Origin of the sequence: Streptomyces sp. NPDC094034 (assembly GCF_040303865.1) — a bacterium.
Taxonomy (GTDB): domain Bacteria; phylum Actinomycetota; class Actinomycetes; order Streptomycetales; family Streptomycetaceae; genus Streptomyces.
Genome location: NZ_JBEOUD010000008.1, coordinates 132,002 through 153,856 on the forward strand (window position 1 = coordinate 132,002; position 21,855 = coordinate 153,856).

16 protein-coding genes are annotated in these 21,855 nt (G+C 70.8%); 13 read left to right on the forward strand and 3 right to left on the reverse strand.

Going from position 1 to position 21,855, the window contains the following annotated elements:
* The first annotated feature begins 12 nt into the window (after positions 1 to 12).
* From ABTZ59_RS10570 to ABTZ59_RS10580, 3 genes are all read left to right on the forward strand, one after another.
* On the forward strand, positions 13 to 1,479 hold the full coding sequence (locus tag ABTZ59_RS10570) for an NAD(P)/FAD-dependent oxidoreductase (RefSeq protein ID WP_351393841.1): 1,467 nt from the start codon (positions 13 to 15) through the stop codon (positions 1,477 to 1,479).
* Between the two features lie 142 nt (positions 1,480 to 1,621).
* Entirely contained in the window at positions 1,622 to 2,110 is a 489-nt protein-coding gene (locus tag ABTZ59_RS10575; RefSeq protein ID WP_351393844.1) for a hypothetical protein, read from the forward strand.
* Positions 2,111 to 2,233: 123 nt separating this feature from the next.
* Positions 2,234 to 4,054, forward strand: coding sequence for a chitinase (locus ABTZ59_RS10580; RefSeq protein WP_351393847.1), 1,821 nt, complete (start codon positions 2,234 to 2,236; stop codon positions 4,052 to 4,054).
* Here the strand turns inward: ABTZ59_RS10580 and ABTZ59_RS10585 are convergent.
* Complete coding sequence (locus ABTZ59_RS10585) at positions 4,008 to 4,874, reverse strand: phosphatase PAP2 family protein (RefSeq protein WP_351393850.1); 867 nt, start codon at positions 4,872 to 4,874, stop codon at positions 4,008 to 4,010. The two genes, ABTZ59_RS10580 and ABTZ59_RS10585, sit on opposite strands and share 47 nt — an antisense overlap.
* 143 nt (positions 4,875 to 5,017) lie before the next feature.
* Positions 5,018 to 6,352 carry a 4-aminobutyrate--2-oxoglutarate transaminase gene (gabT, locus tag ABTZ59_RS10590; protein WP_351393853.1) on the reverse strand — a complete coding sequence of 445 codons (1,335 nt, stop codon included), beginning with the start codon at positions 6,350 to 6,352 and terminating at the stop codon, positions 5,018 to 5,020.
* A 294-nt stretch (positions 6,353 to 6,646) separates the two neighbouring features.
* On the opposite strand from gabT, the gene ABTZ59_RS10595 reads away from it, so the two are divergent.
* The 5 genes from ABTZ59_RS10595 (at position 6,647) to ABTZ59_RS10615 (ending at position 14,760) form a co-directional block, all read left to right on the forward strand.
* Positions 6,647 to 8,848, forward strand: a complete 2,202-nt coding sequence (locus ABTZ59_RS10595) for a type IV secretory system conjugative DNA transfer family protein (RefSeq protein ID WP_351393856.1) — start codon at positions 6,647 to 6,649, stop codon at positions 8,846 to 8,848.
* A 168-nt stretch (positions 8,849 to 9,016) separates the two neighbouring features.
* Positions 9,017 to 10,645, forward strand: coding sequence for a PucR family transcriptional regulator (locus tag ABTZ59_RS10600; RefSeq protein WP_351393859.1), 1,629 nt, complete (start codon positions 9,017 to 9,019; stop codon positions 10,643 to 10,645).
* A gap of 222 nt (positions 10,646 to 10,867) precedes the next feature.
* Positions 10,868 to 12,313, forward strand: a complete 1,446-nt coding sequence (locus tag ABTZ59_RS10605) for an aldehyde dehydrogenase family protein (protein ID WP_351393862.1) — start codon at positions 10,868 to 10,870, stop codon at positions 12,311 to 12,313.
* 153 nt (positions 12,314 to 12,466) lie between these two features.
* A complete protein-coding gene (locus tag ABTZ59_RS10610; protein WP_351393865.1) occupies positions 12,467 to 14,440 on the forward strand; it encodes an acyl-CoA dehydrogenase family protein in 1,974 nt (657 codons plus the stop codon).
* A 137-nt stretch (positions 14,441 to 14,577) separates the two neighbouring features.
* The gene (locus tag ABTZ59_RS10615; protein WP_351393868.1) at positions 14,578 to 14,760 is read left to right on the forward strand and encodes a hypothetical protein; all 183 of its coding nucleotides are present in this window, start codon (positions 14,578 to 14,580) and stop codon (positions 14,758 to 14,760) included.
* Positions 14,761 to 14,845: 85 nt separating this feature from the next.
* On the opposite strand, the gene ABTZ59_RS10620 is transcribed toward ABTZ59_RS10615, so the two are convergent.
* Complete coding sequence (locus tag ABTZ59_RS10620; RefSeq protein WP_503002547.1) at positions 14,846 to 16,051, reverse strand: glycoside hydrolase family 64 protein; 1,206 nt, start codon at positions 16,049 to 16,051, stop codon at positions 14,846 to 14,848.
* A gap of 188 nt (positions 16,052 to 16,239) precedes the next feature.
* Here ABTZ59_RS10620 and ABTZ59_RS10625 point away from each other — a divergent pair, with 188 nt between their 5' ends.
* From ABTZ59_RS10625 to ispG, 5 genes are all read left to right on the forward strand, one after another.
* A complete protein-coding gene (locus tag ABTZ59_RS10625) occupies positions 16,240 to 16,731 on the forward strand; it encodes a nucleotidyltransferase domain-containing protein (RefSeq protein WP_351393871.1) in 492 nt (163 codons plus the stop codon).
* Positions 16,732 to 16,957: 226 nt separating this feature from the next.
* Positions 16,958 to 17,713, forward strand: a complete 756-nt coding sequence (locus ABTZ59_RS10630; RefSeq protein WP_351393874.1) for a hypothetical protein — start codon at positions 16,958 to 16,960, stop codon at positions 17,711 to 17,713.
* 82 nt (positions 17,714 to 17,795) lie between these two features.
* On the forward strand, positions 17,796 to 19,061 hold the full coding sequence (gene dxr, locus ABTZ59_RS10635; RefSeq protein WP_351393877.1) for a 1-deoxy-D-xylulose-5-phosphate reductoisomerase: 1,266 nt from the start codon (positions 17,796 to 17,798) through the stop codon (positions 19,059 to 19,061).
* Positions 19,058 to 20,359, forward strand: coding sequence for a M50 family metallopeptidase (locus tag ABTZ59_RS10640; protein WP_351393880.1), 1,302 nt, complete (start codon positions 19,058 to 19,060; stop codon positions 20,357 to 20,359). The genes dxr and ABTZ59_RS10640 overlap by 4 nt, the downstream gene beginning before the upstream one ends.
* A gap of 163 nt (positions 20,360 to 20,522) precedes the next feature.
* On the forward strand, positions 20,523 to 21,677 hold the full coding sequence (ispG, locus tag ABTZ59_RS10645) for a flavodoxin-dependent (E)-4-hydroxy-3-methylbut-2-enyl-diphosphate synthase (RefSeq protein WP_249953673.1): 1,155 nt from the start codon (positions 20,523 to 20,525) through the stop codon (positions 21,675 to 21,677).
* The last annotated feature ends 178 nt before the right edge of the window (positions 21,678 to 21,855 follow it).

A 21,855-nucleotide genomic window follows, 5' to 3' on the forward strand; every position in this document is an offset into this window, starting at 1 on the left:
GAGTTGGAAGTCATGGCCCCAAGCGCCATGCGTACCGCCACCGCGGCGCTCTCCGCCGCATCACTCGCCGACGCGCGGCCGGTCCCGTACTGGCTGGACGACCCCGCCAGGCCCGGGGCCCTGCCGGCCCTCACCGGCGACGAACACTGCGATCTCCTGGTCATCGGCGGCGGCTACAGCGGGCTGTGGACCGCGCTGCTCGCCAAGGAACGCGACCCGGAGCGGGACGTCGTACTGATCGAGGGCCGCGAGGTGGGCTGGGCCGCCTCCGGCCGCAACGGCGGCTTCTGCGCCGCCTCCCTCACCCACGGCTTCGGCAATGGGCTCGCGCGCTGGCCGGGTGAGCTGCGGAAGCTGGAGGAACTGGGCGAGCGCAATCTCGACGCCATCGAGGCGACCGTCGCCCGCTACGCGATCGACTGCTCGTTCGAACGCACCGGTGAGATCGATGTCGCCACCGAGCCGTACCAACTGGACGACCTCCATGAGCTGTACGAGGAGGCGACGCGGCTCGGTCGCACCGGTCTTGAGCCGCTCGACCGGGACGCGGTGCGCGCCGAGGTCGACTCGCCGACGTTCCTGGGCGGGCTGTGGGACCGGCGCGGCGTCGCCATGCTGCACCCGGCCAAGCTCGTCTGGGGCCTCAAGCGCGTCTGCGCGGAGCTGGGGGTACGCGTCTACGAGAACACCCGCGCGCTGGAGCTGGCGCGTGCCGGAGCAGGAGCCAGGAGCCCAGCTGGGTCGTGTGCCGGTGCCGGGATGGCGGTGCGTACGCCGTACGGCCGGGTCTTCGCGCGCGAGGTCGCGCTCGGCACCAATGTGTTCCCCTCGCTGGTCCGACGGGTTCGGCCGTACACCGTCCCGGTCTACGACTACGCGCTGATGACCGAGCCGCTGACCGAGGCGCAGTGCGCCGCGATCGGCTGGCGGAACCGTCAGGGGCTCGGCGACAGCGCCAATCAGTTCCACTACTTCCGGATCACCGACGACCACCGCGTCCTGTGGGGCGGCTACGACGCGATCTATCCGTACGGCGGTCGTCTCGACACGGCGCTCAACCACCGTCCGGAGACCTATCTCAAGCTCGCCGGCCACTTCTTCCGCTGCTTCCCGCAGCTGGAGGGGGTGCGCTTCAGCCACGCCTGGGGCGGCGCGATCGACACCTGTTCGCGTTTCTCGGCCTTCTTCGGCACGGCCTACGACGGCCGGGTCGCGTACGCCGCCGGGTACACCGGGCTCGGTGTCGGCGCGACCCGTTTCGGCGGGGAGGTGATGCTCGATCTCCTGGCGGGCGAACGGACCGAGCGCACCGCGCTGGAGATGGTCAGGAGCAAGCCGCTGCCGTTCCCGCCGGAACCGGCCGCGTGGGCGGGGATCGGCCTCACCAAATGGTCGCTGGCCCGCGCGGACGCCCGGGGCGGTCGGCGCAATCTCTGGCTGCGGGCCATGGACCGGCTGGGCCTCGGTTTCGACAGCTGAGCACCGCCGAGCCGGCCGCCGAGTTCCTTGTGACCCAGATCACCACGAGACCGCGGGGTGAACTCGCGTAATCGCCCGGCCCCCTTCATGTCTCCCTCCTTGTGGACAGATTGTCCAACAATACGGAGGGGAGGCCGGGCAGATGACCGGCTCAGGGGCGAACAACGCGGTGGAGTGGCTGACTTCGGTGGCACCGGATCCCGAAGCCTGCCGGTGGGAGTGGGAGCGCAGCCCCCTGGGGGTGGCTCTGCTGCCCGCCGGCCGGCTCTGGGACGTGCTGATCCTCCCCGGCGAGCTCGGCTATCCGACCCTCGACGTGCTGACCAGGCTCGTCGACCGGCCGGGGCCCGTGCTCGCCGACCTCGGCGACTCCCGCATGGGGTTCTTCGTGCCGCCGGGCACGGTCGCGCGCTGGCTCGGTACGGGCGTACGCGGCGCGGGCTCCGGCACCTGGATCGTCGTGCCGTACCCGGGGCGGGCGAGCGGCGGTCTGCGCTGGCTGGTTCCGCCGGACGGCTCGGGCACACTCAGCGACGCGTCGCTGCTGGAGCTGGCGATGCACGAGGCGGCGGCGAACCTCGCGGCGGGAAAAGGCGAGGGGGGCGGGGGTGGGCGGAGCGGCGCCGTGTGACGGCGGCGGGCGGGGCGCCGGGGCGTTCCGGGGCGGCGCTGTCACAGGTCTTGACCAACCAATTGGTCTGGACCATGCTGTGCGCGCTCCGCCACCTCATTTCCCCCATGCCCGGAGGCAGTTGTGGAACGCACCAGACGTCCTGCTCTGTACCCAAGACTGGTGGCCGCCCTCGCGGCCGCCGTGCTCAGCGCGGGCGGACTCGTCGCCGCCGCCCAGACGGCACGGGCCGCCGACGCGGACATCGCCCGTAACGGCGGCTTCGAGTCCGGCCTGACCGGCTGGAGCTGTACGGCGGGCAGCGGCTCCGTCGTCACCACCCCGGTGCACGGCGGCGGCGGCGCGCTCAAGGGGACCCCCGCGGGCAACGACAACGCCAAGTGCTCGCAGACCGTCACCGTCAAGCCCGACTCCGCGTACACACTCAGCTCCTGGGTCCGCGGCGGCTATGTCTATCTCGGCGCCTCCGGCACCGGCACCACCGATGTCTCGACCTGGACGCAGTCCGCGGCCGACTGGCAGAAGCTGACCACGACCTTCCGCACCGGCCCGAGCACCACCTCGGTGACCATCTACACCCATGGGTGGTACGGCACGCCCGCCTACTACGCCGACGACCTCACCCTCGTCGGTCCCGGCGGCGCGCCCGAGCAGGCCCCGGCCGTCCCCACCGGCCTGAAGGCGGACAGCGTCACCTCGTCCTCCGTGACGCTGTCCTGGACGCCGGTCACCGGAGCCACCGGCTACACCGTCTACCGGGGCGGCGCGAAGGCCCTGGACGTCAGCGGCACCTCGGCGACCGTCACCGGGCTCAGCCCCGCCACGGCCTACAGCTTCCAGGTCGCCGCGACCAACGCCATCGGCACGTCCGCGCTCTCGTCCGCCGTCACCGCGACCACCGCCACCTCGGGCGGCGGCACAGGCGGTGACCTGCCCGCCCACGCGCTGGTCGGCTATCTGCACTCCAGCTTCGCCAACGGCTCCGGCTACACCCGCATGGCCGATGTGCCCGCCTCGTGGGACGTCATCAACCTCGCCTTCGGCGAACCCACCTCGGTCACCTCGGGCGACATCCGCTTCAGCCTCTGCCCGGTCGCCGAGTGCCCGAACGTCGAATCCGTCGCCGAGTTCAAGGCGGCGATCAAGGCCAAGCAGGCCGCGGGCAAGAAGGTCCTGATCTCCATCGGCGGCGCGAACGGCCAGGTCCAGCTCTCCACCACCGCCGCCCGCGACGCCTTCGTCTCCTCGGTCTCCAAGATCATCGACGAGTACGGTCTGGACGGCCTGGACATCGACTTCGAGGGCCACTCGCTCTCGCTGAACACCGGAGACACCGACTTCCGCAACCCCACGACACCGGTCGTCGTCAATCTGATCTCCGCGATCAAGACCCTCAAGGCCAAGTACGGCGCGGACTTCGTCCTCACCATGGCCCCCGAGACCTTCTTCGTACAGCTCGGCTACCAGTTCTACGGATCCGGTCCCTGGGGCGGCCAGGACCCGCGCGCCGGATCGTATCTCCCGGTGATCCACGCCCTGCGCGACGATCTCACCCTGCTGCACGTCCAGGACTACAACTCCGGCCCGATCATGGGCCTGGACAACCAGTACCACTCGATGGGCGGCGCCGATTTCCATATCGCCATGACCGACATGCTGCTCACCGGCTTCCCGGTCGCCGGTGACACCACGAAGGTCTTCCCGGCGCTCCGCCCCGAGCAGGTGGCCATCGGCCTGCCGGCCTCGCCCCAGGCAGGCAACGGCCATACGACACCGGCCGAGGTGAACAAGGCGCTGAACTGCCTGACCAAGAAGACCGACTGCGGCTCGTACCAGACCCATGGCACCTGGCCCGCCCTGCGCGGGCTGATGACCTGGTCGATCAACTGGGACCGCTTCAACCAGTGGGAGTTCTCGAAGAACTTCGACGCGTACTTCGGCTGAGATCGCGCGATCCGGCCGCGCGGAGTGCCCGCTCCAGAGCCAGCAGCGGCATTCCGCAGAGCGCCAGGCTGCCGAGGACGTCCAGCGGCCAGTGGTAGCCACGCAGCACGAGACCGATGCCCGTCGCCAGGGTGAGCAGCACGGCGGCGGGCATCGCCCACGTCCGCCCGCGAGGCGCGAGGAGAAGAGCGGCGGCGCCGTACGCGACCATCGCCGTCGCCGTATGCCCGGACGGGTAGTACCCGGTGGCGTCGGTCAGCGGGCCCTGCCGGTCGATCCAGATCTTGAGCGGTACGACCAGGAGAGGGACGGCGGCCATCGCGAGCGCCGCCATCAGCGGTCGCGCGCGCTGCCCGCGCCACAGGCCGTATCCGATCGCCAGGGCCAGTACGGGCACGGCGACGAGCATGCTGCCCAGATCGGCGAGGAGTTCCGTCATTGGTCTGGGCCCCTGGCCCGCGAGCGCCTGACCGACCCGCTCGTCGGCCGAGCGCAGCGGCCCGTCGGCGGAAACCTGCCAGGTCACGAGCGCGAAGACGGCGGCGCACAGCGCGAAGGGAATCCAGAACCGCCAACCGGGGCGGGAGAAGAAGGAGAAAAAAGCCGGCCGCCCGGGAACAGGGGGGGTGGTTCCGGGGCGGCCGTACGGACCGGTGTGCCGCACGCCCCGGGGGGTTTGGGGCGGGCGGCCGTCCGATCGGTGAGGTGTTCCAGAGCCGAAGGCTCCAGTGGTGTGCGCGAAGGCACGACCAAAGCGGTGCTGGGGATGCCCCGCTCCGGTGTCGCCCGCAGTCCCCTGCGAGCGGGGTGTTTCTCTCATCTGCGGAAACGGTACGTCAGGCGCGCGGCCACCAACAGTGCGAAACGCATCCCGCCATCGGCCTCGCACACCTTCTTCACAGGCCCTGACGGGTGTGGCGGACCGGGGGCGGCGTGCCGTCCACGGTCCGCCGTTCCGGCAGCTCAGAGGGTGGCGAAAGCCTGCTCGACGATGTCCAGGCCCTCGTTCAGCAGGTCCTCGCCGATCACCAGCGGCGGCAGGAAGCGCAGCACATTGCCGTAAGTGCCACAGGTCAGGACCAGTAGCCCCGCGGCATGGCAGGCCTTGGCGAGCGCGGCGGTCGCCTCCGGGGCCGGCTCCTTGGTCTCGCGGTTCTTCACCAGCTCGATCGCGATCATCGCGCCCCGGCCACGGACATCACCGATGAGGTCGTACTTCTCGCGCAGCGCGGAGAGCCGCCCCTTCATGACCGTCTCGATACGGCGGGCCTTCCCGGCGAGGTCCTGCTCCCGCATCGTCTCGATCGAGCCGAGCGCGGCCGCGCAGGCCACCGGGTTGCCGCCGTACGTACCGCCGAGGCCGCCCGAGTGCGCGGCGTCCATGATCTCGGCGCGACCGGTGACGGCGGCGAGCGGCAGACCGCCCGCGATGCCCTTCGCGGTGGTGATCAGGTCGGGGACGACGCCCTCGTCCTCGCAGGCGAACCACTGGCCGGTACGGCAGAAGCCGGACTGGATCTCGTCCGCCACGAACACGATCCCGTTGTCCTTGGCGAACTTCGCCAGCGCGGGCAGGAAGCCCTTGGCCGGCTCGATGAAGCCGCCCTCGCCGAGCACCGGCTCGATGACGATCGCCGCGACGTTGTCGGCGCCGATCTGCTTGCTGATCTGGTCGATGGCCTGGGCGGACGCCTCGGGGCCGCAGTTCTCGGGACCGGTCGGCCAGCGGTAGCCATAGGCGACCGGCACCCGGTAGATCTCCGGGGCGAACGGCCCGAAGCCGTTCTTGTACGGCATGTTCTTCGAGGTCAGCGCCATGGTGAGGTTCGTACGGCCGTGGTAGCCGTGGTCGAACACGACCACTGCCTGGCGCTTGGTGTACGAACGGGCGATCTTCACGGCGTTCTCGACGGCCTCGGCGCCCGAGTTGAACAGCGCGGACTTCTTCGCGTGATCACCCGGGGTCAGCTCGGCGAGCCGCTCACAGACCTCGACGTACCCCTCGTACGGCGTGACCATGAAACAGGTGTGGGTGAAGTCCGCGAGCTGGGCGGAGGCGCGGCGTACGACGGCCTCGGCGCTGGCACCGACCGAGGTCACGGCGATCCCGGAACCGAAGTCGATCAGCCGGTTGCCGTCCACGTCCTCAAGGATGCCGCCGTCGGCGCGGGCGGCGAACACGGGCAGCACGGACCCGACGCCGGCGGCGACCGCGGCGGTACGGCGGGCCTGCAACTCCCGCGACTTCGGACCGGGGACGGCGGTGACGAGGCGGCGCTCCTGCGGAATGGCGGTCATGAGGGGCTCCTGGGGGTGTTTCCGGGGTCTTTCTTCGGCTTTCCTCGCAGGCTAGGGGTGGGGGAGGGGTGCGGGCATGCGCCGTTCGGTAGTAACCGGGGCGCGTCGTTGTCCGTGACGGACAGGTGGCCCACGCGCCGGAGCCGGAAGGTACGCAGGGGCGGGCGACACCCTGTGCGCCCGGAACGGTGAACTACCCGTGCGCGGGCACTAGATTGACGCTTGCACACGAGATCGACGCTTGCACAGGGCGGAGCGCGCGGCGCGGGCCCGACTGGTAGGGGGCAGGGGTTCATGGACACCGACGGCACGCACGACTCGCAGGGCACGCGCGCCACCCCTGTGCCGCGGCCGGCGGGGCCACCACCCGAGCCGCCCATGCCGCCCACGGCGCACTCCACTCCACCGCCGATGCCAACGTCCTCGCCGTCCCCGGCGGGACCGCCGTCCGGTGCCCACAAAACCGGTGCCTTCGAGACGGCGCCACCCCCCGCGCCGGAGCGCGCCCCGGACAGCGGCCCGACGCTGGGCGAGTGGCTACGGGTGCCCAGGGTCGCGGACGCGCCCGGGACCTGGGCGTACGGACACAGGCCCCGCCCCCCGGAGGAGCCGGAGCGCACGCCGACGCGGCAACTGGTCAGCGGCGCGCTGATCTCGCTCCTCGCGGGCCTGTTGCTCTGGTCGCTGTTGTGGAACGGCTATCTGGGCAGTTTCTGGCTCTGGCCGCTCTTCCTCCTCACTCCGGACCGCTGGTGGATCGGTACGCGGGAAGGAGCAGTCGCCCAGGGCATCTACAACGTGCTGGTCGTCGGCGGGCTTCTCTTCCTCTTCGGTCGGCTCGGCCGCTGGCCCGAGCTCGCCCGCCGGGTTCTGCGCCGGGTCCCCGGCGTCGCCCCGGAGGAGACCCCGCCCCCGCCCCCGGAGCCCGAGGACGATCTGGCCGAGTGGCCCCAGCTCCGCTCCTCCGGCCAGGGCGAGACCGCCGCGCGGCTCGCCGCCGAGGTGCGGAACGGGCGGATGAACGAAGTCGACTACGCCCGGATCCGGCGCGCCTGGCAGTCCGTGCGGGCCGATCCCTCCCGGCTCACGGCGTTCGCGGAGGCCGTGCGCGGCCAGGGCGCCGGGGCCTGCGTCCACCCGTCGGGCAAGCGCGACCTGCCCGTCCGCGCGGCCCGGCACGATCTGCTCGTGCAACAGGTCAGGCTCGGCACGGTCCACGACGGGGAGCGCAACCCCTACCCCCGGCGCGGGACGGGGCTCGCGCTGGATCCCGGCCTGCTGGGGACCTCGCTGCTGGCCGTGGGGCCGCCGGGCGCCGGCAAGACACACGCGCTCGTCCGGCCGGTCGTCGAATCGCTCTCCCTCCAGGCGCTCGCCGGACAGGCCGTCGTCATCGCCGTCTGCGCCGCCGGAACCCAGCTCGGCCCTGACAGCGCCTATGACGTCGTGGTCCGGCTCGGCGACCCGGCGTCGGTGTACGACCTCGATCTGTACGGGGGGACGAACGACCCGGACGAGGCAGCCGCCGTACTCGCCGAAGGTCTGGTCGGCGATCTCACGGACACCGACGGCAGGCGCGCCACCACCGCGCTCGCGCAGCTGCTCGGCCCGTTCCACGCGGCCCACGGCCGGCTGCCCGCCGTCCCGGAGCTGCGCGAACTGCTCGACGGCACGCCCGCCGCGCTGGCTGCGCTGCGCGAGGCGCTCGACGCCGGGGGCCACCACGCGATGCGGCGTGAACTCGACACCAGGGAACGGCAGTCCGGAGCCCCGGGGGACGCCGGGAGCGCGCTCGCCGACCGGATCGCGCTGCTCGACCGCCCGGCGTTCGCGGGCTTCTTCGACACCAACGGCAGAACCCGGCCGTTCTCGCTGCGCACCCTCCAGCATCCGCTCCGGGTCCGTATCGACCTGCCGGAACGCGGACACGCCGAGGCCTCGCGGATGCTGGCCAGGCTCGTGCTCGCCCAGTTCACGGCGAACGCCGCCGTACGCGCCGACCGTTCGCTCTTCGCCTGCCTCGTCCTGGACGACGCGACCCGCGCCCTCACCGGCGAGACGCTGCGCGGGGTGCAGCGGCTGCGGTCGGTCAACGCGGGCGCGCTGCTCACCCTGCGCACGCTCGACGATGTGCCGGAGGCACTGCACACCGCGCTCCTCGGGGCCGTCGGCTGCCGGATGGCCTTCTCCGGGATCACCACCTGGGACGGCAAGCGCTTCGCGGAGGCCTGGGGCACGGAGTGGGTGGAGACTCGGGACGTCACCCAGCGCACGGTCTTCGCCGACCAGCCACTGACCCGGGCCATCCACGCGTTCCGGAAGCTGGTCACCGGCAAGGCCGTGACGACCGACGCGGTGACCGTGCGGAAGGTCGAGCGCGAGCGGTGGTCGGCCTCCGAGCTGGCGCACTCGGTCCCCGCCGGGCACGCGGTGCTGTCGCTGCGGACGGTGGGGGGCGACCACGCGCCGCCCCTGCTGGTGGATCTGCGGAGCTGACCCCGGAGCCCCCGCCACCCGGCCACGGCGCCCGGCCACCGGCCGTCGGCTCGTACAAGCTGGCAGAATTGACGGACGCCGTTCGTACGGAGCGGCGTAATCGTCCGAGGCGGCGTCTTCCGGCCGCCGCCCCTGCCCCTCGATCGCCGAAGGCCCTACGGTTCCACCATGCCGCCCACCCTCGCCTCGCTCGTCCAGCACTCGGCGCTCAATCTGACCGTGCGTGCGGGCGAGGACCGGCTGCGGACGCCCGTGCGCTGGGTCCACGCGAGCGAGCTGGCCGACCCCGTGCCGTACATGGAGGGCGGGGAGCTGCTTCTCATCACGGCGACAACGCTGGACGCCGAGGATCCGGAGGCCATGCGGCGCTATGTGCGCAGGCTGGTCGGCGCCGGGGTCGTCGGGCTCGGCTTCGCCGTCGGCGTGAACTACGAGGACATCCCCGAGGCGCTGGTCGAGGCGGCGCGGGAGGCCGGGCTGCCGCTGCTGGGCGTTCCCCGGCGTACCCCGTTCCTCGCCATCAGCAAGGCCGTCTCGGCGGCGCTCGCCGCCGATCAGTACCGCGCGGTCACCGCGGGGTTCGAGGCCCAGCGGGAGCTGACCCGCGCCGCGCTCGCCGAGGGGCCGGCGGCGCTGCTGGCCCGGCTCGCCGCGCATGTGGACGGCTGGGCGGCGCTGTACGACGCGTCGGGCGCCGTGGTCGCCGCCGCGCCCGAGTGGGCCGCGCGCCGGGCCGCCCGGCTGACCGGCGAGGTGGAACGGCTGCGGGAGCGGCCCGCGCCCGCGAGCGCGGTGGTCGGGGCCTCGGGCGACGCGCTGGACGAGGCGTCCGGTGGCGCCGAGGACCGGGTCGAGCTCCAGTCCCTCGGCACGGGTCGGCGGGTGCGCGGCGTGCTCGCCGTCGGCACAGGAGCCGCGCTGGGTACCGCGGAGCGGTACGCGGTCCACTCGGCGATCGCCCTGCTGACGCTGACGACGGAACGGTCGCGCGCCCTTCAGGCCGCCGAACAGCGGCTCGGCTCGGCCGTGCTGCGGATGCTGCTCTCCGGCCAGCCCGACCACGCGCGGGCCGTGGCCGGGGATCTCTACGGAGGGCTGCTCGACGCCCCGTTCCGGCTCCTGGTCGCCGAATCGGCCGAATCGGCGAATCCGGCGAAGTCGACGAAGCCGGCGCAGGACCCCGAGACCGGCCATCCGCTCCAGCGGCTCGCGGAGGCGCTGGAGGCCGCGGCGGCACGGGCGGGCGAGGCGGTGCTGGCGGTCCCGGACGGCGAGGAACGGCTCATGGTGCTCGCGGTGGACGGCGGGGCGGTGGTCACGGCCTGCGAGGGATACGCGCGACGCGAGGCCGAAGAGGCCGGGGTCGTCATCGGGCTCTCCGCGCCGACCGGCCCGATCGCGGCGGCGGGCGCGTACAAACAGGCTGAGCAGGCACTCTCGGTGGCACGGCGGCGCGGCCGTGCGCTGGTCGAGCACGAGGAACTGGCGGCGGGATCGATCCTTCCGCTGCTCGCGGACGACGCGGTGCGCGCCTTCGCCGACGGCATGCTGCGCGCCCTGTACGAACACGACGCCAAGGGCCGCGGCGATCTGGTGGCCTCGCTGCGTGCCTGGCTCTCGCGCCATGGCCAGTGGGACGCGGCGGCGGCCGACCTCGGGGTCCACCGCCATACGCTGCGCTACCGCATGCGCCGGGTGGAGGAGATCCTCGGCCGCTCGCTGGACGATCCGGACGTACGGATGGAGCTGTGGCTGGCCCTGAAGACGACGGCGTCGCCCGGTCCCGCGACCGAGTAGCCGAACAACCGGGCAGTCGAGCAGCCGAGCAGCCGGGCAGTCGAGCAGCCGAGCAGTCGGGCAGCCGAGTGGTGGACCACCCGCGCCGCGGCGCCTCCGCTTACGACATTGCGTAGCACACCCTCCACCACATCACTCCACCCCGGACAAACGACCACCCCCGCCCGCACCCCTACCGTGGAACCAGACACCTCCATCTCTTCGGAAGGGCCCGGACTCACAATGACTTCCACCCACGCTTTCTGGCTCGCCGGCCGCCAGGCCACCGGCGAGGACACCTTCGACGTCACCTCCCCCTGGGACGGCCGGCTCGTCGGCACCGTGGCGGTGCCGACCGAGGACCAGGTCGAGGAGGCCGTGGCCGCCGCGCACGCCGTCCTGGACGAGTTCGCCGCGACGCCCGCGCACGTACGGGCCGCCGCGCTCGACCATGTCTCGCGCAGGCTCGTCGAGCGCACCGAGGAGATCGCCCGGCTGATCTCCGCCGAGAACGGCAAGCCCCTCAAGTGGGCCCGAGGCGAAGTCGGCCGCGCCGTCTCCGTCTTCCGCTTCGCCGCCGAGGAGGCCCGCCGCTTCAACGGCGGGGACGCCCAGCGTCTCGACACCGACGCGGGCGGCGCCGGCCGCCTCGCCCTGACCCGCCGCTTCCCCCGTGGCGTCGTCCTGGGCATCGCGCCGTTCAACTTCCCGCTCAACCTCTGCGCCCACAAGATCGCCCCAGCCATCGCCGTCGGCGCCCCGATCATCCTCAAGCCCGCCCCGGCGACCCCGCTCTCCGGCCTCCTCCTCGGCGAGCTGCTGGCCGAGACCGATCTGCCGGCCGGCGCCTGGTCCGTACTGCCCGTGCCGAACGACCGGATGCCCGCCCTCGTCCAGGACGAACGGCTGCCGGTGATCTCCTTCACCGGCTCGGACAAGGTCGGCTTCGCGATCATGGACTCGGTCCCGCGCAAACACTGCACGCTCGAACTCGGCGGCAACGGCGCGGCCGTCGTCCTCGCCGACTACGCGAGCGAGAAGGACCTGGACTGGGCGGCGACCCGGATCGCCACGTTCTCGAACTACCAGGGCGGCCAGTCCTGTATCTCCGTCCAGCGCGTGATCGCGGACGCCTCGGTGTACGAACGTCTCGTCCCCAAGGTCATCGCCGCGGTCGAGGCCCAGGTCACCGGCGACCCCGGCGACGACGCCACCGATGTCGGGCCGCTCGTCAGCGAGGACGCGGCCAAGCGCGTCGAGTCGTGGGTCGACGAGGCGGTACGGGCCGGCGCCCAGCTGCTCACGGGCGGTAAGCGGGACGGTGCCGGCTATGCCCCGACCGTCCTCGCCGAGGTCCCCGAGGACGTCACGATCTCCCGCGAGGAGGTCTTCGGGCCCGTTCTCACCCTGCGCCGGGTCGAGAGCGAGACCGAGGCGTTCGAGAGGGTCAACGACTCGAAGTACGGCCTCCAGGCCGGGGTGTTCACCCATGACGTGCAGGCGGCCTTCCGCGCCCACCGCGCGCTGGAGGTCGGCGGCGTGATCATCGGCGACGTCCCCTCGTACCGCGCCGACCAGATGCCGTACGGCGGTGCCAAGCAGTCCGGCGTCGGCCGTGAGGGCGTCCGGTTCGCGATGGACGACTACACGTACGAGCGCGTCATGGTGCTCACGGGCCTCGCCCTCTAGGTCCTGTCGACCGGACAGGACCTAGCGGCTCCGGGTGTTCCGCGGCCCGCGCCACGACTGGTGCGGGTCGCGGGAATCGGGTAGATACGGACGAGTAGTACCAGGCCGGTTGAACCGTCACTGGACCCGACTCCGCGGCGAGGTGAGTTCCTCATGTCCGCCCCATCCGCACCCTCAGCAGCATCCGCACCGCAGGAACCCCAGGGCAAGCCCAAGGTCTCCGAGCGGGAAGCGCGCCAGGTCGCCGAAGCGGCCCGGGAGCAGGGCTGGCGCAAGCCGAGCTTCGCCAAGGAGATGTTCCTCGGCCGCTTCCGTCTCGATCTCATCCATCCGCACCCGATGCCGGCGTCCGAGGACGTCAAGCGCGGCGAGCAGTTCCTGACCAAGCTCCGCGAGTTCTGCGAGACGAGGATCGACGGCGCGCGGATCGAGCGCGAGGCCCGGATCCCCGACGAGGTGATCAACGGCCTCAAGGAGCTGGGCGCGCTCGGTATGAAGATCGAGACCAAGTACGGTGGGCTCGGCCTCACCCAGGTGTACTACAACAAGGCCCTGGCCCTGGTCGGCTCCGCCAGTCCGGCGATCGGCGCGCTGCTCTCCGCCCATCAGTCGATCGGCGTACCGCAGCCGCTGAAGCTTTTCGGCACCCAGGAGCAGAAGGACACGTTCCTGCCGCGCCTGGCCCGCACCGACATCTCGGCCTTTCTCCTCACCGAGCCGGACGTGGGCTCCGACCCCGCCCGCCTCGCCACCACCGCCGTGCCCGACGGCGACTCGTACGTCCTCGACGGTGTGAAGCTGTGGACGACCAATGGAGTCGTCGCCGATCTGCTCGTCGTGATGGCGCGCGTACCGAAGACGGCGGGCGGGAAGGGCGGCATCACGGCGTTCGTCGTCGAGGCGGGCTCCCCGGGCATCACGGTCGAGAACCGCAACGCCTTCATGGGCCTGCGCGGTCTGGAGAACGGGGTCACCCGCTTCCACCAGGTCCGGGTGCCGGCCGCGAACCGCATCGGCCCCGAGGGCGCGGGCCTCAAGATCGCCCTCACCACCCTCAACACCGGCCGGCTCTCGCTGCCCGCGATGTGCGTGGGCGCCGGCAAGTGGTGTCTGAAGATCGCCCGCGAATGGTCGGCCGCCCGTGAGCAGTGGGGCAGGCCGGTCGGCCGTCACGAGGCCGTGGGCGCGAAGATCTCGTTCATCGCCGCCACCACGTTCGCGCTGGAGGCGGTCGTGGACCTGGCCTCCCAGATGGCGGACGAGGACCGCAACGACATCAGGATCGAAGCGGCCCTGGCCAAGCTGTACGGCTCCGAGATGAGCTGTCTGATGGCCGACGAGCTGGTCCAGATCCGGGGCGGCCGCGGCTTCGAGACCGCGGACTCGCTGGCCGCGCGCGGCGAACGTGCCGTACCCGCCGAACAGATGCTCCGCGATCTGCGCATCAACCGGATCTTCGAGGGCTCCACGGAGATCATGCATCTGCTGATCGCGCGCGAGGCGGTCGACGCCCATCTGTCCGTCGCGGGCGACATCATCGATCCGGAGAAGTCGCTCTCGGACAAGGCGCGGGCCGGTGCGCAGGCGGGCCGGTTCTACGCCCGCTGGCTGCCGCAGCTGGTCACGGGACCTGGGCGGCTGCCCGGCTCGTACGCGGAGTTCCACCCGGCGGGACACCGGGACCTGGCGACGCATCTGCGCTATGTCGAGCGCAACGCCCGCAAGCTCGCCCGCTCCACCTTCTACGCCATGTCGCGCTGGCAGGGCCGGATGGAGACCAAGCAGGGCTTCCTCGGCCGGATCGTGGACATTGGCGCCGAACTGTTCGCGATGAGCGCGGCCTGTGTACGGGCCGAGCTGATGCGGACGAGCGGCGACCACGGCCGTGAGGCGTACCAGCTGGCGGACGTCTTCTGCCGGCAGGCCCGTATCCGGGTCGAGGAGCTGTTCACCCGGCTCTGGTCCAATACGGACGACCTGGACCGCAAGGTCGTGAACGGTGTCCTGGCCGGTACGTACACCTGGCTGGAGGCCGGGATCATCGACCCGAGCGGCGAGGGCCCCTGGATCGCGGACGCGACTCCGGGACCGTCCCAGCGCGAGAACGTGCACCGTCCGATCCACTGAAACGTGGCACATTTTCCTCTCCATTTTGCCCGCTTTGTGGGTAAAATGTAGAGGAATGGTAGAGATGCCCACCGAGGCTCCCGTCCGACCCGTCCGAGCCGGGCGGGGCCCTCGTAGACCTCTGTGAGGGGGTTGTCATGGCCGGCGACGCCGACTTCTACGCACATGGGCGGCCGGAGAACCCACGGCTCCCCGAGGACCGGCCGCGCGGAGGCGGGCCGAAGGGGCCGCCCCCGGTCCACAGCACGGCCTGGAAGGTCATGGCCATCGTCATCGCGATCATCGTGATCGTCCTGGCGGGAATCCTGCTGTTCCCGTGAGGGCCGCTCGGCCCACCCATCGACCCCGCCCCATGACCGGAGTCAACCGACCGGTCATGGGACGGTCATGTGTGACGGGCCGCGATCAGTTGAACGGGTCGAGCGTGATGGAGGCCTGCTGCGGGTCACCGTCGTGCACCAGCGACTCGTAGTTGCCGACATCGTCGAAGGCGAAGGCGTACGCCTTGCCGTCGGCCATCTGTTCGTGGATCTTCTTGGCGTAGTGGTTGGTCACCGCGTCCTGGTAGAAGTTGGCCGGGCTCGTGTCCGGCTGGTTGGGGTTGACCAGGAGCGTGGAGCGGTTGAACCCCGCGCAGAGCGTGCGCGAGATCGGCCCGCGGACGAGGTCGTTCGGGGCGTCCAGCAGCTTGTAGCAGCCGAAGATCGAGTCGGAGTCGGGCTTCTGGAAGGACGTGACGACCGCTCCCGCGCTGTTGGTGAAGTTCATGGTGTTGCCCGAGACCCGGCCGAAGTACTTGGTGTTCGGCTGGTCCGCGAACGGTGTCACCGTCAGCGTGGATGTGGTGTACCTGCTCCACACCCGGTTGATGTAGTCGTCCATCACGGAGGCGGGCAGATTGCCGGCCCCGATGCCGTGACCGGGCGAGAGAGCGCGCAGGATCGTGCCGTCGGACCGGGTCTGGATCAGGTTGGCCCAGCCGCCCTGCTGGCTCCTGAGGGAGTCGAAGAAACCCTTGTAGCCGCCCGCCTTGAGATGGCCGGTGGTCTTGGTGGTGCCGTTGGAGGCCCGCACGCCGACGGCGTAGGGCGCCGAGAACATATCTACCTGTGTGCTGTTGATCCACAGCCCGGCGTCATTGAGTGTGTACTCGGTCCAGTTGAACAGGATGTTCCGGTTCGGGTCGGACGGGTTCTGCACGGCGGGCTGCACCAGCCCGCCGGTCGTCAGCCGGAAGTCGAGCTTCTGACCGTACGAGAAGTAGACCCGGCCGGAGAACTTCGGCATCCGGATCGTCGTGGACTGCCCGTTGGCGGGTCCGGCGATCGACGCGTCGGGCGCCGGGGTGGGGGGATTGCCGCCGGCGGGCCAGGCGTGGAACGTACCGTTCGCATCGGCCCAGCCCTGCTGGCCCGTCGTGAGCAGGGTGCCGAGATTGTAGATGTAGACCGGGTCCGTGCGGCCGGAGTTGTTCGTGATGGTGAGCGGAATGGTCGTGGGAACCGCGGCCTCGGCGGCCTCGGCGGGAGCCCCGGGGCCGGCGGCGGTGAACCCCGTTGCCAAGATCACCGCGGCGGCCAGCGCCGCGAGCAACTTTCTGGTGCCAAGCACGCTCTACCTCCTGCTGTGTGGGGTTGAGGAGCGGGTTGAGAGCGCTCTCAGAATCGGGCCGCGGGTGAGGCGTGTCAATGCGCCCGACCCAACTCGCCCCAGCGGCCGGTGCGTTCCCGGAACCGGCCGGAGGTCCGGGAAAACGACTGGCGACGACCGGAGTTGACGACGTAACGTGCCGCCGCGTGATGAACGCCGACGATGTACTGTCCGTGCTGGCCCTGCTGCGGAAGGCCGGTGCCGACGTCTGGATCGCCGGAGGCTGGGGCATCGACGCCCTGCTCGGCACCCAGACCCGCCCCCACCGTGATCTGGACCTCCTGCACCGCGCCGAACAGGAACCCCGTGTCATCGAGGCGCTCTCCGCGGCGGGCTTCGCCGAGACCCTGGACTGGCGCCCGGCGCGCTTCGTCCTCGCCCGCCCGACGGGCGAGGAGATCGATCTCCACCCCCTCTCCTTCGCTCCGGACGGCTCCGCGCTCCAGTCCTCACTGGACCCGGAGGAGCCCTATGTGTACCCGGCGGAGTGCTTCACCACGGGCACCATCGGGGATACGACGGTCCGGTGCATCTCGGCCGGCCAACAGGTCCTCTTCCACCAGGGATACGAGCCGACCGACCGGGACCGCCACGACATGGCCAGGCTCCGCGAGAAGTTCGGCATCACGACCCATTTCTGAGCGCCCGAGGGGCCTTGTGCCGGTGCTTCCCGTACGCGACCGACGGTCGGGCGGCCCCACCGGCTGGCCGATTTCGCGGTGCGACCGAAGGATGACGGCCGCTCGTGTGGAACAGCCCCCCATGCCCCACAATCGGGGAGGCGCGCCGTCGACGCGGCGCGATCGACTCACAACGGGGGCAAGGATGTTCGGGGCCGGGAAGCGGTGGGCGCGGGGTCTTGGGGCGGTGGCCTCAGGGCTCGTACTGGTCGGGGTGGCCGCGTGCGGTGGTGACGGCCAGAGCACCGACGACGGCAAGGGCGGGAAGGCGAGCGGCGAGGCGAGCGGGAATCCGGCAGGCAGGCCCTCCGCCTCCACCTCCGCCACCGGGCCCGCGCCGCTCACCGTGGACCGGCTCACCGCCGCGTCCCTGACCGACGGCGAGCGCGTCGGCCCGTACACCGCCTCCGAGTACGCCCTCGGTGCGCCTCTCGGCGACGACTACACCGCCGAGCCAACCGTCTGCCAGCCGCTCGTCAGCCTCGCCAAGGGCGCCACCGCCTTCGACCCCGTCGCGGAGGTCCAGCGCAAGGCCGACATCCCCGACGAGATGCTCGGCCTCACCGTCTCCGTACAGCTGCGTTCGTACACCGCGGCGGACGCGACCGGTGTGATGAAGGCCCTTGCCACGGCCGGGCGGGAGTGCGCGGGCGGCCTCACCGAGAACCGGGCGCTGGCGCGGGCGACCTATCTGAAGGTGGAGCCCGCCACCGCCCCGGACGTGGGGGACGAGGCGAGGGCGTACCGCTTCACCCTCCTCGACGTGAAGGGCACGCTGAAGCTGTACGAGTATCTGACCGTCGTACGGTCAGGCTCCACCACGCTCTCCTTCCGCGCCGAGATCACCGGCACGAAGGATGTCGGGGGAGTGCCCGACGAGATCATCCGGGCCCAGTGGCAGAAGTTCCGCTCGGTGGCCGGGGAAGCCGTGAAGAAGCCGTGAACCGGTCGGCAGGACCGGCGCACGGGAACACCTACGGGGGCGCGCTGTCCTCCCGGCGCGGGGATGAGGCAAGAATGGGGGCATGAGCGACTGCCCAGCCCCTCTCGCCGATCCGCACACCACCTTCGATCCGATCGAAGGCCGCCGGGACATCGTCGTCCTCGGCTCCACCGGATCCATTGGCACCCAGGCCATCGACCTGGTCCTGCGCCACCCCGACCGCTTCCGTGTCACCGCGCTCTCCGCCGCCGGCGGTCGTGTGGAGCTGCTCGCCGAGCAGGCGTGGCAACTGCGGGTCCGTACCGTCGCGGTCGCGCGCGAGGAGGCCGTGCCCGCGCTCCGGGAGGCGCTCGCCGGGCGGTACGGGACGGGTGAACCCCTCCCCGAGATCCTCGCGGGGCCCGACGCCGCCGCGGAGCTGGCGGCGTCGGACTGTCACACCGTGCTCAACGGCATCACCGGCTCCATCGGACTCGCGCCCACCCTCGCCGCCCTCACGGCGGGCCGTACGCTCGCGCTCGCCAACAAGGAATCGCTGATCGTCGGCGGACCGCTGGTGAAGGCCCTCGCCGGACCCGGTCAGATCATCCCCGTCGACTCCGAGCACGCCGCGCTCTTCCAGGCGCTGGCCGCCGGCACCCGCGCCGAGGTGCGCAAGCTCGTGGTGACGGCCTCCGGCGGGCCCTTCCGGGGCCGTACGAGGGCCGAACTGGCGCATGTCACCCCCAAGGACGCCCTCGCGCACCCCACCTGGGCCATGGGGCCGGTGATCACGGTCAACTCCGCGACCCTCGTCAACAAGGGCCTGGAAGTGATCGAGGCGCATCTGCTGTACGACATTCCCTTCGAACGCATCGAGGTCGTCGTACACCCCCAGTCGTATGTCCACTCGATGGTGGAGTTCAACGACGGTTCGACCCTGGCCCAGGCGACCCCGCCCGATATGCGCGGGCCGATCGCCCTGGGTCTCGGCTGGCCGCGGCGGGTGCCGGACGCCGCGCCCGCCTTCGACTGGACCACGGCCTCGACCTGGCAGTTCTTCCCGCTCGACACCGAGGCGTTCCCTTCCGTGGGACTCGCCCGGCACGTCGGTGCCCTGGGTGGCACGGCCCCCGCGGTGTTCAATGCCGCGAACGAGGAGTGCGTGGACGCGTTTTTGGCGGGACGGCTGCCGTTCAACGGCATCATGGATACGGTCACGGAGGTCGTCGCGGAGCATGGCACCCCCCGTACGGGAACCTCGCTCACCGTGGCGGACGTCCTCGAAGCGGAGACCTGGGCCCGCGCCCGGGCCCGTGAAACGGCAGCGAAATTCAGTGCAGAACAGCCAGCGGAGGCTCGCGCATGACGATCCTGTTGACGGTCCTCGGCATTCTCGTCTTTGTCGTGGGGCTGCTCTTCTCCATCGCCTGGCACGAACTGGGGCATCTGTCCACGGCCAAACTCTTCGGCATCCGCGTGCCCCAGTACATGGTCGGCTTCGGGCCGACCATCTGGTCGCGCACGAGGGGCGAAACGGAGTACGGGATCAAGGCGATCCCGATGGGCGGCTACATCCGGATGATCGGAATGTTCCCGCCGGGCCCCGACGGCAAGATCGAGGCACGCTCCACCTCGCCGTGGCGCGGGATGATAGAGGACGCGCGCTCCGCCGCCTTCGAGGAGCTGGGGCCGGGCGACGAGAAGCGCCTCTTCTACACGCGCAAGCCGTGGAAGCGCGTGATCGTGATGTTCGCGGGCCCGTTCATGAACCTCGTCCTCGCCGCCGTGATCTTCATCGGTGTGGCGATGAGCTTCGGCTTCCAGACCCAGACCACCCAGGTCGCCGGCGTCCAGCAGTGTGTGATCTCGCAGAGCGAGAAGCGTGACACCTGCGAGAAGAAGGACCCCGTCTCGCCCGCGCGCGCGGCCGGTCTCCAGAAGGGCGACAAGATCGTCGCCTTCAACGGGCAGCGCGTCGAGGACTGGGCGACCCTCTCCGGCCTCATCCGCAAGACGATCGGCCCCGCCACCATCACCGTCGACCGCGACGGCACCGAGCAGGTCCTGCACGCCACGCTCCGCAAGAACATGGTGGCCGAGAAGGACTCCAACGGAGAGGTCGTCCCGGACAAGTACGTACCGGCCGGCTACCTCGGCTTCGCCGCCTCCACCGAGATCGTCCCGCTCTCCTTCCCCCAGTCCGTGGACCGGATGGGCACCATGATCGGCGACGGTGTCGAGTCGATCCTGGCCCTGCCCTCCAAGATCCCCGACCTCTGGAGCGCGGCCTTCGGCGACGGCCCCCGCAAGGACGACTCCCCGGTCGGTGTGATCGGCGCGGCGCGCATCGGCGGCGAGGTGATGACGCTGGACATCCCGGCGCAGAACCAGATCGCGATGATGCTGTTCCTGCTCGCGGGCTTCAATCTCTCGCTCTTCCTCTTCAACATGCTGCCTCTGCTGCCCCTCGACGGCGGGCATATCGCGGGCGCGCTCTGGGAATCGCTGCGGCGCAGGCTCGCACGGCTGTTCAAGCGGCCCGACCCGGGCCCGTTCGATGTGGCGAAGCTGATGCCCGTCGCCTATGTCGTGGCGGGGATCTTCATCTGCTTCACCCTGCTCGTCCTGGTCGCCGATGTCTTCAACCCCGTCAAGATCAGCTGATTGAAACCGTTTCGCGGCGGCCGGGCACCATTCGTGTCCGGCCGCTTACCTTTGGGTGCAGTTTTCGCGAGGATGTGCTCGGGCCGCACGCGGTGGCGTAATCTCGGGGGCTGGAGCCCGCCGATCTCGGGACCTCGATCCACACCTTGGGGTTGCACAGCAGATGACTGCAATTTCTCTCGGAATGCCGTCCGTTCCGACGAAGCTCGCCGACCGACGGGTCAGCCGTCAGATCCAGGTGGGGTCGGTGGCGGTCGGCGGGGACGCGCCGGTCTCGGTGCAGTCGATGACGACGACGCGTACGTCGGACATCGGCGCCACGTTGCAGCAGATCGCGGAGTTGACGGCGTCCGGCTGCCAGATCGTACGGGTGGCGTGCCCGACCCAGGACGACGCGGACGCGCTGGCGACGATCGCGCGGAAGTCGCAGATCCCGGTGATCGCGGACATCCATTTCCAGCCGAAGTATGTGTTCGCGGCGATCGACGCGGGCTGCGCGGCGGTGCGGGTGAATCCGGGGAACATCAAGCAGTTCGACGACAAGGTCAAGGAGATCGCGAAGGCGGCCGGTGAGACCGGCACGCCGATCCGGATCGGCGTGAACGCCGGTTCGCTGGACGCGCGTCTGCTGGCGAAGTACGGCAAGGCCACCCCGGAGGCGCTTGTCGAGTCGGCGCTGTGGGAGGCGTCGCTGTTCGAGGAGCACGGCTTCCGGGACATCAAGATCTCCGTGAAGCACAACGACCCGGTGATCATGGTCAACGCGTACCGCCAGCTGGCGGCGCAGTGCGACTATCCGCTGCACCTCGGCGTCACCGAGGCGGGACCCGCGTTCCAGGGCACCATCAAGTCCGCGGTGGCCTTCGGCGCCCTCCTCAGCGAAGGCATCGGCGACACGATCCGCGTCTCGCTCTCCGCCCCGCCCGCGGAGGAGGTCAAGGTCGGCATCCAGATCCTGGAGTCGCTGAACCTGCGTCAGCGCCGGCTGGAGATCGTCTCCTGCCCCTCCTGCGGCCGGGCCCAGGTCGATGTCTACAAGCTGGCCGACGAGGTGACGGCCGGTCTGGAGGGCATGGAGGTCCCGCTGCGCGTGGCCGTCATGGGCTGTGTCGTGAACGGTCCTGGCGAGGCCCGTGAGGCCGACCTCGGCGTCGCGTCCGGCAATGGCAAGGGCCAGATCTTCGTGAAGGGCGAGGTCATCAAGACCGTCCCGGAATCGAAGATCGTGGAGACCTTGATCGACGAGGCCATGAAGATCGCGGAGCAGATGGAGAAGGACGGCGTCGCCTCGGGCGAGCCCGAGGTCTCCGTCAGCTGACCGGGACACCCAAAGACCTGTCCGGCCATGGACATATGTTCGCGACGGATCCCGCAGCCACCGCCCCCGGGCATCGGTTGCGGGCTCTTTCGCGTCTTTGACCTGCGGCGATACCGGACCCCGCTCCGATGAGCGGCATACCGGGAAGGGTCCGGGTACAGTGCGGGGATCGGCATAC

Bases quoted from the DNA above. Each gene is read 5' to 3' on its own strand.
- ABTZ59_RS10570 (WP_351393841.1), top strand. From the start codon at position 13: ATGGCCCCAAGCGCCATGCGTACCGCCACCGCGGCGCTCTCCGCCGCA.
- ABTZ59_RS10575 (WP_351393844.1), top strand. From the start codon at position 1,622: ATGACCGGCTCAGGGGCGAACAACGCGGTGGAGTGGCTGACTTCGGTG.
- ABTZ59_RS10585 (WP_351393850.1), bottom strand. From the start codon at position 4,874: ATGAGAGAAACACCCCGCTCGCAGGGGACTGCGGGCGACACCGGAGCG.
- gabT (WP_351393853.1), bottom strand. From the start codon at position 6,352: ATGACCGCCATTCCGCAGGAGCGCCGCCTCGTCACCGCCGTCCCCGGT.
- ABTZ59_RS10595 (WP_351393856.1), top strand. From the start codon at position 6,647: ATGGACACCGACGGCACGCACGACTCGCAGGGCACGCGCGCCACCCCT.
- ABTZ59_RS10600 (WP_351393859.1), top strand. From the start codon at position 9,017: ATGCCGCCCACCCTCGCCTCGCTCGTCCAGCACTCGGCGCTCAATCTG.
- ABTZ59_RS10605 (WP_351393862.1), top strand. From the start codon at position 10,868: ATGACTTCCACCCACGCTTTCTGGCTCGCCGGCCGCCAGGCCACCGGC.
- ABTZ59_RS10610 (WP_351393865.1), top strand. From the start codon at position 12,467: ATGTCCGCCCCATCCGCACCCTCAGCAGCATCCGCACCGCAGGAACCC.
- ABTZ59_RS10615 (WP_351393868.1), top strand. From the start codon at position 14,578: ATGGCCGGCGACGCCGACTTCTACGCACATGGGCGGCCGGAGAACCCA.
- ABTZ59_RS10625 (WP_351393871.1), top strand. From the start codon at position 16,240: ATGAACGCCGACGATGTACTGTCCGTGCTGGCCCTGCTGCGGAAGGCC.
- dxr (WP_351393877.1), top strand. From the start codon at position 17,796: ATGAGCGACTGCCCAGCCCCTCTCGCCGATCCGCACACCACCTTCGAT.
- ABTZ59_RS10640 (WP_351393880.1), top strand. From the start codon at position 19,058: ATGACGATCCTGTTGACGGTCCTCGGCATTCTCGTCTTTGTCGTGGGG.
- ispG (WP_249953673.1), top strand. From the start codon at position 20,523: ATGACTGCAATTTCTCTCGGAATGCCGTCCGTTCCGACGAAGCTCGCC.